11 protein-coding genes are annotated in these 13349 nt (G+C 63.8%); 6 read left to right on the top strand and 5 right to left on the bottom strand.

The features are described from left to right. Window positions 1-155 precede the first annotated feature (155 nt). The 3 genes from AC3WL2_RS06705 (at window position 156) to AC3WL2_RS06715 (ending at window position 4255) form a co-directional block, all read left to right on the top strand. Window positions 156-2849, top strand: coding sequence for a putative bifunctional diguanylate cyclase/phosphodiesterase (locus AC3WL2_RS06705; RefSeq protein ID WP_102681874.1), 2694 nt, complete (start codon window positions 156-158; stop codon window positions 2847-2849). A gap of 119 nt (window positions 2850-2968) precedes the next feature. Next, window positions 2969-3637: a peptide-methionine (S)-S-oxide reductase MsrA gene (gene msrA / locus AC3WL2_RS06710; RefSeq protein ID WP_102681873.1), complete on the top strand. Its 669-nt coding sequence runs from the start codon at window positions 2969-2971 to the stop codon at window positions 3635-3637. Between the two features lie 3 nt (window positions 3638-3640). Beyond that, window positions 3641-4255 (top strand): glutathione S-transferase, encoded by a 615-nt coding sequence (locus AC3WL2_RS06715; RefSeq protein ID WP_102681872.1) that lies wholly within the window; start codon window positions 3641-3643, stop codon window positions 4253-4255. A 183-nt stretch (window positions 4256-4438) separates the two neighbouring features. Here the strand turns inward: AC3WL2_RS06715 and creD are convergent, their stop codons facing one another. From creD to rloA2, 4 genes are all read right to left on the bottom strand, one after another. After that, on the bottom strand, window positions 4439-5767 hold the full coding sequence (gene creD, locus AC3WL2_RS06720; RefSeq protein WP_102719446.1) for a cell envelope integrity protein CreD: 1329 nt from the start codon (window positions 5765-5767) through the stop codon (window positions 4439-4441). 170 nt (window positions 5768-5937) lie between these two features. Continuing rightward, window positions 5938-7371 (bottom strand): two-component system sensor histidine kinase CreC, encoded by a 1434-nt coding sequence (creC, locus tag AC3WL2_RS06725; RefSeq protein ID WP_102681870.1) that lies wholly within the window; start codon window positions 7369-7371, stop codon window positions 5938-5940. Next, window positions 7371-8051, bottom strand: a complete 681-nt coding sequence (gene creB, locus AC3WL2_RS06730; protein WP_102681869.1) for a two-component system response regulator CreB — start codon at window positions 8049-8051, stop codon at window positions 7371-7373. The genes creC and creB overlap by 1 nt, the downstream gene beginning before the upstream one ends. Window positions 8052-8159: 108 nt before the next feature. Then, the gene (gene rloA2, locus AC3WL2_RS06735; protein WP_094011550.1) at window positions 8160-8660 is read right to left on the bottom strand and encodes a retropepsin-like aspartic peptidase RloA2; all 501 of its coding nucleotides are present in this window, start codon (window positions 8658-8660) and stop codon (window positions 8160-8162) included. A gap of 182 nt (window positions 8661-8842) precedes the next feature. Here rloA2 and yihG point away from each other — a divergent pair, with 182 nt between their 5' ends. Both yihG and AC3WL2_RS06745 read left to right on the top strand, forming a co-directional pair. Next, on the top strand, window positions 8843-9730 hold the full coding sequence (gene yihG, locus AC3WL2_RS06740; protein WP_102681868.1) for a 1-acylglycerol-3-phosphate O-acyltransferase, YihG family: 888 nt from the start codon (window positions 8843-8845) through the stop codon (window positions 9728-9730). A gap of 171 nt (window positions 9731-9901) precedes the next feature. Next, window positions 9902-11251, top strand: a complete 1350-nt coding sequence (locus AC3WL2_RS06745) for an APC family permease (RefSeq protein WP_102681867.1) — start codon at window positions 9902-9904, stop codon at window positions 11249-11251. Window positions 11252-11304: 53 nt separating this feature from the next. Here AC3WL2_RS06745 and AC3WL2_RS06750 read toward each other — a convergent pair whose 3' ends face one another. After that, a complete protein-coding gene (locus AC3WL2_RS06750; RefSeq protein WP_102681866.1) occupies window positions 11305-11874 on the bottom strand; it encodes a DUF2780 domain-containing protein in 570 nt (189 codons plus the stop codon). A 533-nt stretch (window positions 11875-12407) separates the two neighbouring features. Between AC3WL2_RS06750 and AC3WL2_RS06755 the strand changes: the two genes are divergently transcribed. Further along, a complete protein-coding gene (locus AC3WL2_RS06755; protein ID WP_102681865.1) occupies window positions 12408-13229 on the top strand; it encodes an RHS repeat-associated core domain-containing protein in 822 nt (273 codons plus the stop codon). Window positions 13230-13349 lie beyond the last annotated feature (120 nt).

Here is a 13349-nt window from a genome sequence, read left to right on the forward strand (position 1 = left end):
CCGCTCCCACCAAGGACCTCGCTTCAGATTTCATCCTGTTGGCCGACAACCTGTTCACAGCATCCCGCATGGCCGCTTGCCAGCCCACGGGACATGATGCAACCTTGCCCGATACGCCGTGCCTCAGGCCGCGCCCCAGTTCAAGCGAGTCTTCGATGAAAAGCCAACCCGATGCCGCCAGCCGTGTGGCGGCCGAGGTCGTGACGCAGCTCCCCGTGCCCTCGCGGCTCGGCATGCTGCGTTTCGAACGGCTGAACGAAGCCAGTTGGGCGATGCTTTACCTCGATCCGGCCTGCGACCGCCAGTTCGGCCTGCCCGCCGCCGAGCTCTGCGCCCTGATCGGCTCGCCCTATGCCAGCCTCATGGAGCCGGAGGCGCGCTACAAGCTGCACGACGAGATCCAGTTGCAACTGGCCCAGCGCGGCTATTACCGGGTGTGCTACACCCTGCACGCCAGCCCCGCGCCACTGCGCCTGCTGGAGGTCGGCGAAAGCTACAAGCAGCACAACCGCCAATTGTTGCGTGGCTACCTGACGGCCTTCGATGACCACCAGCAGGACGCCCCCGACCTCGACGCAAACGACCTGGAATCGCGCAACAACCGCCTGCAGCTGGCCCTGCAGCTGAACCAGCGCGCCCAACAGGAGCAGCTTGAGCACCTGGACCGGGTACGCGCCCAGCAGGACCTGATCCTGCGCCTGGCGCGACAACGCTACAGCGTCGGCAACTCGCTGCTCGAAGCCGCCGAGCTGATCACTCGCAGCGCCTGCGAGATCTACCGGGTCGACTGCGCCAGCATCTGGTACCTGAACGACCAGCGCCTGGAGCCGATCAGCGCCTGGTACCGCCGCGAACAGCAGCACCGCATGCCCGAGGCGATCGACGCCAGCCGCTTCCCCGACTACCTCGAGGCCCTGCACGCCAGCCGCGCCATCGACGCCCACAACGCCAGCCACGACCCGCGTACCCGTGAAATGGCCGAGTCGCTGTACAGCACCGGCGACAACGCCATGCTCGATGCCAGCATCCGCATCGATGGCCAGGTAGTCGGCGTGCTGTGCCTGGAGCAGACCGGCCAGCCGCGTGCCTGGCAGTCGGACGAGATCGCCTTTGCTGGCGAGCTGGCCGACCAGTTCGCCCAGGTCATCAACAACCACAACCGACGCACCGCCGCCAGCGCCCTGCACCTGTTCCAGCGGGCCGTGGAGCAAAGCGCCAGCGCCTTCCTGCTGGTCAACCGCGACGGCGTGGTGGAGTACGTCAACCCCAGCTTCACGGCGATCACCCAGTACAGCACCGAGGAAGTCCAAGGCCACCACCTGGCCGAACTGCCAGCGCTAGAAAACCTCAGCGAACTGCTGTTCGACTCGCCGTCGAGCCTGGCCATGGGCAACAGCTGGCAGGGCGAGTTCAAGAGCCGGCGCAAGAACCTCGAGCCCTACTGGGGACAACTGTCGATCTCCAAGGTGTACGGCGACAATCGCGAGCTGACCCACTACATCGGCATCTACGAAGACGTCACCCAGAGCAAGCTGGCCCAGCAGCGCATCGAGCGCCTGGCCTACACCGACAACCTGACCAACCTGGGCAACCGCCCGGCGTTCATCCGCAACCTCGACGAGCGCTTCGCCCGCGACAGCAACAGCCCGATCTGCCTGCTGCTGGTGGACATCGACAACTTCAAGCGGATCAACGACAGCCTTGGCCACCAGACCGGCGACAAGCTGTTGATCAGCCTGGCCCGGCGCCTGCGCAACAGCCTGAGCAACGGCGGCAGCCTGGCGCGCTTCGCCAGCAACGAGTTCGCCGTGCTGCTCGACGACACCAGCCTCGATGACGGCCAGGGCGTGGCCCACCAGCTGCTGCGCACCCTCGACAAGCCGATGTTCGTCGACAACCAGTTGATCAACGTCACCGCCTCCGTGGGCCTGGCCTGCGCGCCAGTGCACGGCAGCGACCCGGCCACGCTGATGAAAAACGCAGGCCTGGCCCTGCACAAGGCCAAGGCCAACGGCAAGCACCAGGTCCAGGTGTTCACCGAAGTGCTCAACGCCGAGGCCAGCTACAAGCTGTTCGTCGAGAACAACCTGCGCCGCGCCCTGACCCAGAACGAACTGGAAGTGTTCTACCAGCCCAAGCTGTGCCTGCGCAGCGGTCGCCTGCTGGGCCTGGAGGCGCTGCTGCGCTGGAACCACCCCGAGCGCGGCATGATCCGCCCCGACCAGTTCATCAGCGTGGCCGAGGAAACCGGCCTGATCATCCCCATCGGCAAGTGGGTGGTGCGCCAGGCCTGCCGCATGAGCCAGCAGCTGCGCGAGGCAGGTCTTGGCAACCTGCACGTGGCCATCAACCTGTCGCCCAAGCAGTTCTCAGACCCGGAGCTGGTCGGCTCGATAGCCGGCATCCTCAAAGAGGAAGCCCTGCCGCCGCACCTGCTGGAACTGGAGCTGACCGAAGGCCTGCTGCTCGAAGCCACCGAAGACACCCACCGCCAGCTCGACGAGCTCAAGGCCCTGGGCCTGACCCTGGCCATGGACGACTTCGGTACCGGTTACTCGTCGCTGAGCTACCTGAAGAAGTTCCCGATCGACATCATCAAGATCGACCGCAGCTTCATCAACGAGATCCCCGACAACCAGGACGACATGGAGATCACCTCGGCGGTGGTAGCCATGGCCCACAACCTCAAGCTCAAAGTGGTCGCAGAAGGGATCGAGACGCCCGAGCAGCTGGCGTTCCTGCGCCGGCACCGCTGCGACGTCGGCCAGGGCTACCTGTTCGACCGCCCTATTCCGGGGCGAGAACTGAGCGAAAAACTGCGCCGCTATCCGCGTGGGCCGGTGGACTGACAGCAGCGTAAAGCTCGGGCACTATAGAAGCCATTCGGTCCCCATCGCGGGGCAAGTCGCATCGGCGCACCGCGATGGGTCCAACACCTATCCAACTGAAAAGACACAGAGGAACGGCCATGGTCCTGCGTTCGGAAATCCTGGTGAACAAAAACGTCCTGCCCACCGCGGAACAGGCCCTGCCTGGCCGTGAAACCCCGATGACCCTGCCCGAGTTCCACTACGTGTTCGAAGGCACCCCGCTGCTCGGCCCGTTCTTCGAAGGCGACATCGACTTCGCCATCTTCGGCCTGGGTTGCTTCTGGGGCGCCGAACGGCGCTTCTGGCAGCGCGAAGGCGTGGTCAGCACCGTGGTCGGCTATGCCGGCGGTTTCACCCCCAACCCGACCTATGAAGAAGTCTGCTCGGGCCTGACCGGCCACACCGAAGTGGTGCTGGTGGTGTTCGACAAGAACAAGGTCAGCTACCGCGAACTGCTGGCGATGTTCTGGGAGCTGCACAACCCGACCCAAGGCATGCGCCAGGGCAACGATGTCGGCACCCAGTACCGCTCGGCGATCTACTGCACCTCGCCGCAGCAGCTCGAGGAAGCCCAGGCCAGCCAGGCCGCCTACCAGGCCGAGCTGAGCAAGGCAGGCTTCGGCGAGATCACCACCGAGATTGCCCAGGCGCCGACCGTGTACTTTGCCGAAGCCTATCACCAGCAGTACCTGGCCAAGAACCCGGACGGCTACTGCGGCATCGGTGGCACCGGTGTGTGCCTGCCGCCCAGCCTGCAGGGCAACTGAGCCATGATCCTGTTCCATTCGCCGTTGTCGCCCTTCGTACGCAAGGTGATGATCGTCTTGCACGAGACCGGCCAGCTGGAGCGCGTCACCGTGCAGGGCGTGAACATCAGCCCGGTGAACGGCGACGAGCAGCTCAACCGGGGCAACCCGATCGGCAAGATTCCGGCCCTGCGCCTGGACGATGGCAGTGTGCTGCACGACAGCCGGGTTATCTGCGAGTACCTCGACAGCCAGCATGTAGGCCTGCCGTTGATCCCCCGCGAGGGTTCGGCGCGCTGGCGGCGCCTGACCCTGGTCTCCCAGGCCGATGCGATCATGGATGCTGCGGTGGCTACCCGCTATGAAACCTTCCTGCGCCCGGCGGACAAGCAGTGGACGGGTTGGGTCGAGGCCCAGGGCGAGAAGATCCGTCGCAGCCTGGCCAACCTGGAGCAGGAACACCTGGCGGAGCTGGCCTCGGGGTTTGATTTGGCCGCGATTGGCGTGGCCTGTGCGCTGGGGTACCTGGACCTGCGCCAGCCTGAGTTCGGCTGGCGTGAAAGGCAGCCAGGGCTGGCGGCGTGGTATGCCGAGGTGTCGAAGCGGCCGTCGATGGTGGCTACAGCTCCTGTAGCCTGATCCACCGCAATCGCCGCGGTTCGTCGCCACGACAAGCCGGCTCCCACAGAGTTCAGCGCAATCCTTGTGGGAGCCGGCTTGCCGGCGATTGGGCTGCACAGCAGCCCCAGCATCAACGCCGTATCACAGGAAACAACTGCCCAATCCTCTGCGCCAACCAGCGCCCGATCTCTCTATCCTCCCTCATACGCCCCTCCCCACCCGCGACCAGTCCAGCCGGCGGGTCAGCACCATGAACACACCCAGCAGGCCGAAGCACAGCAACGAGCCCATCAGCAATGCGTAGTCCTCGGCGCTGAGCAGCCCGTAGAGCATGCCGTACAACGCCGCCAACCCCGCCGCAAAGCCCACCCCCCGCCCAAGGCTGCGCAGCACGTGCACCAGATAGAAGCCGATCAGCAGCACACAGCCCGACGCCGACAGCCCATAGGCCAAGCCGAACCCCAGGTGCTCCGACAACGACAGCAGTAACAGGTAGAAGAACGCCAGGGCCACGCCCACCAGGATGTACTGCACCGGGTGCACGCTGAGGTTCTTCAGCACTTCGAACAGGAAGAAGCCGGCGAAGGTCAGGGCGATGAACAGCAGCGCGTACTTGATCGCCCGCTCGCTCTTGAGGTACTGGTCCACCGGGTCGACGAAGCTGACGCCAAACGCCCGGTCGGTGAAGTCAGCGCACTTCTGCGCCGTGGCGCACAGGCGCACCGCCTCTTCCAGGTTGGTGGCGAAGAACGTGGTCTGCCAGTGAGCGCTGAAGCCTTTCTCGTCGATGGCGCGGCGGCTAGGCAGGAAGTTGCCGATGAAGCTCGGGTGCGGCCAGTTGGCGCGCATGTCCACGGTACTGCTGCGCCCGACCGGCAGCACGGTCAGTTGCCCGGTGCCCAGCAGGTCCAGGTCGAAGGCATAGGTGAACTCCCGGGCCTGCGGCTCGCTGAACTGCGGCAGGTCCACATGCACGCCGCCAGGCAACCAGTCGACACCGTTGCCGGGCTGGAACGGCAGGCGCTGGTCGTCCAACTTCAGTTCAAGGCTGTTCTCGATACCGCGGATATCACTGATGCCGACCATCAGCCGCGGCTTGTCGAAGCGATAGTCGTCGTAGTCCTTCTCGATCCCCCAGCGCTCGGGCAGCTTGAAGCGGCCGCTGATCCTGCTCTTGGCATGGAACAGGCGCGCCTGGTAGATGCCCCGGGCACGCAGCTCGGTATCGACGCCCACATCCATTTCGAAGGTTTCCGGCAGGAAGTACAGCTGGCCGTGGACCGTGCTGGTTTCCTGGACGCTCTTGCCGTCCTTGTCGATCCAGCGGCGCTCGTACTTGCGATAGGGCACCACCACCACCGGGCCGCTGACCAGCTGGTCGAAGCTGGAGCTCGCGGCGATCTCGCCGAGCACGTTGTTGCGCAGTTGCTGACGTTCGTCGATCAAGCCGCCGATCATCAGCAGGGGAATCAGCAGCAGCAGGATCAGCACGGCGATCAGGCCGAGCTTGAAACCTAGGGTCTTGTTCATGGGGTTGGGCTCCGTTTGCGATGCGGGCAGTGTCTGCCCGCTGCGTGGAGCCCTTGGGGAGGGAATGTGGAGATTGTGTGGAGATTCGGGCTACCCGCGCGCATGCCATGCGCAAATCCCTGTGGGAGCCGGCTCGCCGGCGAAAGGGCCGCAAAGCGGCCCCCGGCAATTCAACTGACGCGCCGCGCCGGCAGCCACAACCTCACCCGCACGCCCCCCTCGACGTTGTCCACCGCCAACGCCCCGCCATGCAACTGCATCACCTCGGCCACGAAGTTCAGCCCCAGCCCGGTGCTCTTGCGCCCGGTGCCGGGCCTTGGCAGCGAATAGAAGCGCTCGCTGACCCGGCCCAGGGCATATTCGGGGATCGCCTGCCCCTGGTTGAACAGGCTCAAGGCTACCCGCTCGCCATCGCGCTCCAGCTCGAAGGCCAATGCGCCTTGCTGCGGGGTGAAGTCCAGCGCGTTGTCCAGCAGGTTGGCCAGCGCCTGGCGCATCAGGAACGGATCGCACAGCAGCCTGAGGCCCGCCGGAATGCGCTGGCGCACCTGCAACCCGGCACCGTCGATCCTCGTGCCATGGGCCAGCAGCAGCTCGTCGATCAACGCCGCCACCGCCACCTGCTGCTCGTCCTCCAGGGCCTGCATCTGTTCGACCCGGGCCAGGTTGAGCAGCCGCTCGATCATCTGCTGCAAGCGGTCGCTCTCGCGCTCGATATTGCCGGCAAAGCGCGCCCGCTGCTCTTGCGGCATGTCACCCTGCAGCAGTTCCGAGGCGCCACGGATCGCCGCCAGCGGGCTCTTGAGTTCATGGGTGAGTGTGTGCACATAGCGTTCGACGTAGGCCTTGCCTTCCAGCTGGGTACGCATGCGCTCCACCGCCGTGGCCAGTTGCAGCAGCTCGCCGCCCTTGTAGTGCGGCAGCGCGGCACGCTGGCCCTCGCTGACCGCCTGGGCGTAATGAGTGAGGCGGCGCAGCGAGCGAGTCAGCCACCACGACAGCGCCGCCCCCACCAACAGGCCGAGCACGATCAGCCCGAGGCCGAGGATCAGCAGGCGCCGCTCGGAGCGGTCGATGTACGGCTGCAGCGAGCTGTTGGGCTTGGCCACGGTGACCACGCCGATGATCTGGCCGCCGTCGAGGATCGGCGCCGCCACATGCATCACCGAGGTGCTTTCATCATCCGGGTCGCTGCGGGTCGAACGTGCGCCGTACTGGCCACGCAGGGTCAGGTAGACGTCGTTCCAGCGCGAATAATCCTTGCCCACGGCCTGGCCGCTGGAGTCGAGCAGGACGATGCCCTTGGCATCGGTCACGTAGATCCGGTGGCTGACCTGGTTTTTCGCCAATCCCCAGATCTGCGCGCTCGGGCGCCGCTCGCCATAGGAAGCCAGCACCTGCGACAGGCGGCTCTGGGTCAGGGTGCCGTTCTTCACATCGTCATGAAGGATCTCGGCCAGCAGGTTGGCGGTGTCCACCAGGGTTTCTTCCGATGACTGACGCACCACCGGGCGGATCTGCTCGCGCACCGTGTTGAGCAGGAAGTAGCCCGCCAGGCCGACGAACAGGAAGTACACCAGGAAAATTCGAATCCCCAGGCGCATCAGGCATGCTCCGGGCTGTAGCTGTAGCCCAGGCCGCGGTGCGTCTGGATTGCCTCGGCGTCAGGCGCGACCTGGCGCAGCTTGGCGCGCAGGCTCTTGATATGGCTGTCGATGGTGCGCTCATAGCCTACGTCCGAAGCCACGCCCAGGCCATCGAGCAATTGCTCGCGGCTGAACACCCGGCGCGGTTGCTCGAGCAGGCTTTGCAACAGGCGGAACTCGTGGCGGGTGAGCGCCAGCGCCTGGCCCCGGTAGCTGATGCGCATCGCCAGGGTATCGAGCTGGAACGGTGTGCTGTCGCTGGCCACTTCAACCCTCGGCGTCATGCGCTTGAGGATCGCCCGCACCCGCGCCGCCACCTCGCGGGGGCTGAACGGCTTGACCACGTAGTCGTCGGCGCCGATCTCCAGGCCCAGCACGCGATCGATCTCGGCGTCGCGGGCGCTGAGAAACATTACCGGCACCTCGCTGAAACGGCGCAACTGGCGGCAGGTTTCGAAACCGCTGATGTCAGGCAGGCCGATGTCGAGGATCACCAGGTCGGCCGGGCGCAGACGCTGTTGCTCGACGGCGGCGCTGCCGAGGGTCACCCACTCGGTGCTGTGGCCGTCGGCCTGCAGGGCGTAGATGAGGGTGTCGGCGATGGCGGATTCGTCTTCGACGATGAGGATGTGGGGCATCTGAGCGGCAAGCCTCGAGCTGCAAGCTTCAAGTGAAAGCGGATCGCGGCAACTTACACCGATCCGCCGTTTCTTGCAGCTTGTCGCTCGATGCTTGCAGCTTCTGCATCAGCAGCCCGGATTGCCTGCCGTGAACTTCTCGCGCGGATCCACTGCTGCCTTGAACTTGCGCAGGGCCTTGGAGCCGATCAACAGCGGATAACGGAAATTGCTGCGGTCAACCAGGTTGACCTCCACGGTGCGTTTCACATCGCCCAGGCACATTTCCAGGTCGATCACCGGGCGATGCGAGAGCGCTGGCGACTCCTCCTCGTCATCTTCCTCGGCGCGGTTCTTGATCTTGCTGATACGCGACACTTCATGTTCGTAGAGCTTGTCGCTGGCACCCTCGGTCGCCAGGCGGAAGCGCACCCACTCGTTGCCATCACGGGTGAACATCTCGATGTCCTTGGCCGACAGCGAAGCGGTCCAGGCACCGGTATCCATCTTGGCTTTGAGGGTCTGGCCGATCTCCGGCAGCTTGATGTTCTCGTAACGGCCATAGAGCGTCGGTTCGGCGGCCATCACCGGCAGCGCCAGAAGGGACAGCAGGGCAAGCAAGGGTTTCACAGGGCAGGCTTCCTTGAGAGGGGTCAGTGCTTAGACTGTGCGGGCAGGATAGGTTCGTCGCCACAGGTTAAACAACATAATGTGAAACATTTGTCCCAGTTAATGGACGTACGACGTTTGGCTAAGGGCCATACCCTGCTTATCATTGCCAACCGTTCACCTCACACAACAAGAGTCCCCTTATGCGTCGCCTGCTGACCGGCATCCTCACCCTCACCCTGCTGCTGCTCAACACCCTGGTGCTGATCGGCCCGCTGCTGGTCTTCGCCCTGCTCAAGCTGGTGCTGCCGGGTCGTGGCCGCGACTACGCGTCGGCCGCGGTGATGTGGATCGCCGAAACCTGGTCGGAAATCGACAAGGCCATCTTCGCCCTGTGCATCCCCACCCAGTGGGACATCCGCGGCGTCGACACGCTGCGCCAGGACACCTCGTACCTGTGCGTGAGCAATCACCAGACCTGGGTGGATATCCCGGCGCTGATCGAGAGCCTCAACCGTCGCGTGCCGTTCTTCAAGTTCTTCCTCAAGAAAGAGCTGATCTGGGTACCGCTGCTGGGCCTGGCCTGGTGGGGGCTGGATTACCCGTTCATGAAGCGCTACAGCAAGGCCTTCCTCGACAAGCACCCCGAACTCAAGGGCAAGGACCTGGAGATCACCAAGGCCGCCTGCGAGCTGTTCAAGCGCCAGCCGGTGACCGTGGTCAACTACCTCGAAGGCACCCGCTTCACCGAGGCCAAGCGCGCCGAGCAGCAATCGCCCTACCGCCACCTGCTCAAGCCCAAGGCCGGCGGCGTTGCCTTCGTGCTGGCGGCGCTGGGCGAACAGCTGGATGCGCTGCTCGATGTGACCATCGTCTACCCGGGCGACAAGGCGCCGGGGTTCTGGGACCTGCTCAACGGCAGCATCAGCCGGGTGATCATCGACATCCGCGTGCGCGAGCTGGACCCGGCGCTGTGCGAGGGCGATTACGAGAACGACCCGGCGTTCCGCCAGACCGTGCAGGCCTGGGTCAACCAGCTGTGGCTGGACAAGGACCAGCGGATCGCGCTGTTGCGCGCGGAGATGCGCTGAAACCAATGGCCCTGTCGCGCTCTTGCCCGCGATAGGGCCTACAACTACCTCACCAAACCCCGATTAAAATCCAGATTTATAATCGACATAAGGAACTCTTTGTTTGTCACCACCCACCTGAGTGGATAAAAATCGATCAACCACAACTACAAGAAAAGCCAGGATCGATCGATGGCCAACCCTCCCTGCTCCGCCCCCGCGCAACTGCGCCGCGTCCTGGGCCTGCCCGCCCTGGTGTTCTTCGGCCTGGTGTACATGGTCCCGCTGACCATCTTCACCACCTACGGCATCGTCACCGAACTCAGCGGTGGCCGCACCGCCGGTGCCTACCTGGTCACCCTGCTGGCCATGCTGTTCACCGCCACCTCCTACAGCTTCATGGTCAAGCGCTTCCCGGTCGCGGGCTCGGCGTACTCCTACACCAACATGGCGTTCGGCCCCAACGTGGGTTTCCTGGCGGGCTGGTCGCTGCTGCTCGACTACCTGTTCATCCCGATGATCAATTACCTGCTGATCGGGCTGTTCCTCAACATCGCGTTCCCGGCCATCCCGGCCTGGACCATCGTGCTGACGGCCATCGCCGTGGTGACCGTGCTCAACGTGGTCGGCATCCACTCGGTGGCCAAGACCAGCAACCTGATCGTCGGCGCGCAGATCGTCTTTATCGGCGTGTTCGTCGCCTTGTCCTGGCAGGGCCTGGCCGGGCAGCCGGTGGACCTGCTGGCGCCGCTGCGCGGTGATGGCAGCGCGCCGGGCTTCGGTGCCTTGATGGCGGGGGCGGCGGTGCTGTGCCTGTCGTTCCTCGGCTTCGATGCCGTGTCGACCCTGGCCGAGGAATGCAAGGACGCCCGCCGCGACGTGCCGCGGGCGATCATCCTCACCACCCTCGGCGCCGGGCTGCTGTTCACCGTGCTGGCCTATGTCAGCCAGCTGGTGCTGCCGGGCAGCACCTTCGCCAACACCGATGCCGCGGCCAACGAAGTGATGATGAAGGCCGGTGGGCAGTTCCTCGCCAACTTCTTCACCGCTGCCTTTGTTGCCGGCAGCCTGGGCTCGGCGCTGGCCTCGCAGGCGGCGGTGTCACGCATCCTGTTTACCATGGGCCGCGACCGCGTGCTGCCGCAGCGCAGCTTCGGCTACCTGTCGCCGCGCTTCGGCACGCCGGTGTTCGCCACCCTGCTGGTGTCGGCGTTCTCGCTGCTGGCACTGGTGATCGACCTGGCCACCCTCGCCTCGCTGATCAGTTTTGGCGCGCTGGTGGCGTTCTCGGCGGTGAACCTGGCGGTGGTGAAGACGCACCTGATGGATGACGCCGGACAGCGCACGCCGCTGGGCCTGTTGCGCTACGGCGCGGTACCGCTGGTGGGGTTGAGCCTGACCTTGTGGCTGTGGACCAGCCTGTCGGCGCTGACGCTGGTGATCGGCTTGTGCTGGTTTGCCCTGGGGCTGGCGTACCTGGCGGTGCTGACGGCCGGTTTCCGTCGACCGGTGCGGTTGGTGGATTTCTCCGAGACCGCATAGTCCCACACATTTCCTGTAGGAGCGGGCTTGTCCCGCTCCTGCAAAATCTTGGATCAAACCGACGGGGTGGCTACCGCTGGGCTACCCCACAAACTCCCCAGGTTCTGCAGCAACGACCCGGCAATCCCCTGCTGCCCCAGGTACTGCAGGATCAACGGCGCGAACTGGCCGATCATCCCGGTATCCATGCCCAGCGCCTTGAAGGCGTTGTCCAGGTCATTGCGGTTCTCGACTTCACCGCCCAGCGCATTGCTCAGGGCCGAGCTGTTCTTGTCATTGCCCAGCAACTGCCCCAGCCCGTTCAGCCCACCCAGCGCATTGTTGCCCGACAGCAGGTCGAGCCCCGGCACAGCCTTGGTCAACTGCCCGTAGTCATCGCCGCTGAGGTTGTTGCGCGCCAGGCCCAACATGGCCCCGGCGCCGCCGATGGCCTGCTCGGGGGTGATTTTCAACTCGCTGCCCAGCGTATTGAGCAGGTTGGCCTGGGCGGCTGGCGCTTGCCCCTGGGCCTGCTGGTTCTGGTTCTGCATGGCCGAAACGGCATTGGCCGCGTCGCTCAGGTTGAAGGCGAACACCGGGCTTGCGGCCAGGGTCATCAAGGTTGCCAGGGTGAATGCTTTCATCGGGAGGGACCTCGTCGGCCGGAATGGCCGGGAAACGAGGGGTTGGACTGGGGTGCCGGGGGTTTGTTCCGGGCCGGCCATCGGTGTTCATCCCAGGGCCAATCGCTGGCGAGCCAGCTCCCACAGTGGATTGCGCAATAGTCTGAGCCCTGCGCTGTCCCTGTGGGAGCCGGCTTGTCGTGGCGACGAACCGCGGCGATGGGGCCGCACAGCGGCCCCGGCTATCTCAACCCGGCTGATAAAAGCCCGAGGCAGACACCTGCTTCAACGCCCCCACCAGCGCATCGACCTGGCCCCACGCGACGGTCAGGTGCTGCAGGCTGGAGCTGGAGCTGCCTCAAATCGCCCTCGGTCGCCAGTTCCTGGGCGTGGTAGCCATCGGTGTAGGCGTATTTCCTTCACCCCATCCAGTCAGTGAGATACGTCCTGTGAGCAAGTAGGACCCATCTGCGTAACTGACATTTTTGCCAGTTGCTAGCTCCGTCCCTCCGTCGCAGAGTCATGCAAAGTCGAGCGAACGCCAGGGGTGTGCCATGAGACAGGGATTCAAAAAAAGCTCAGAAACAGTGTTTTTGGCAACAGACAGACAGGGATCTGTATTGCACCGGCATAAGCCGCAGGAGCAACAATCCTGCCCCTATACAGCATTTGGCTTCGGCCCTTTCAATGGCATGACCCGCTTGCTGGGTTTCACCGGCATACACCGTGAAAAAAACGATATCTACCTATTAGGCAATGGTTACCGCGGTTACAAAACCGCATTAATGCGTTTCAACTCGCCCGACAGCTGGTCCCCATTTGAGCGCGGAGGCCTGAATAGCTATGCATACTGCCAAGGCGACCCTGTTAATATGGCAGATAGGTCCGGACACGCTCCCGGCCTTCCTGGCAGAACAAACACTGCATGGTATATTGATAAGTCAATCGGTTGGCCCGCACTTCTGCTCAAAGACACCGTAGTCGAAGGAATTACAAAACACCTGCCTAGCACCGAAGCGAAGAACTTAAAAGCACTTGCAAAAAACACCCAAATTGTCGCCACCAAAACATCAAACAAAGCCGCTTTCGAAAACATAACGGTTGATAACTACAGTGACATTAGCGATGCGATTAATGAAGGCACATTTCACATCAAGGGTGTTTCAGTCGAAGCGGCAGAGCACCGTACATATGAACTCACCATGCAACATTTGAAAAGCCTCTGGGGTAATGCTGGGCTCCCCCCTCGCGGTCGAGACGGACGCCGCCGCGCAGAAGGGCGGCCGTCCATCGAGCATCGCGAAGATAGCCTAGACAGGCTAGCCGATCACAATGAACGCGTTCAAGGCATCCGGAACCGACGCAACAAGCGATAACTATATACAAGACGGCATGCCAACAGGTCAATTACACGGGACGCATTATGAATGCCCGAAACCAAGGCAGCCTCAATATTCAAGGTATTTGACATGGATAAAAGATACCCTCCCTCGCAT

The organism is Pseudomonas sp. FW305-96 (genome assembly GCF_058783825.1).

Coding starts and splice junctions, on each gene's coding strand:
- AC3WL2_RS06705 (WP_102681874.1), top strand. CDS start 156: ATGAAAAGCCAACCCGATGCCGCCAGCCGTGTGGCGGCCGAGGTCGTG.
- msrA (WP_102681873.1), top strand. CDS start 2,969: ATGGTCCTGCGTTCGGAAATCCTGGTGAACAAAAACGTCCTGCCCACC.
- AC3WL2_RS06715 (WP_102681872.1), top strand. CDS start 3,641: ATGATCCTGTTCCATTCGCCGTTGTCGCCCTTCGTACGCAAGGTGATG.
- creD (WP_102719446.1), bottom strand. CDS start 5,767: ATGAACAAGACCCTAGGTTTCAAGCTCGGCCTGATCGCCGTGCTGATC.
- creC (WP_102681870.1), bottom strand. CDS start 7,371: ATGCGCCTGGGGATTCGAATTTTCCTGGTGTACTTCCTGTTCGTCGGC.
- creB (WP_102681869.1), bottom strand. CDS start 8,051: ATGCCCCACATCCTCATCGTCGAAGACGAATCCGCCATCGCCGACACC.
- yihG (WP_102681868.1), top strand. CDS start 8,843: ATGCGTCGCCTGCTGACCGGCATCCTCACCCTCACCCTGCTGCTGCTC.
- AC3WL2_RS06745 (WP_102681867.1), top strand. CDS start 9,902: ATGGCCAACCCTCCCTGCTCCGCCCCCGCGCAACTGCGCCGCGTCCTG.
- AC3WL2_RS06750 (WP_102681866.1), bottom strand. CDS start 11,874: ATGAAAGCATTCACCCTGGCAACCTTGATGACCCTGGCCGCAAGCCCG.
- AC3WL2_RS06755 (WP_102681865.1), top strand. CDS start 12,408: ATGAGACAGGGATTCAAAAAAAGCTCAGAAACAGTGTTTTTGGCAACA.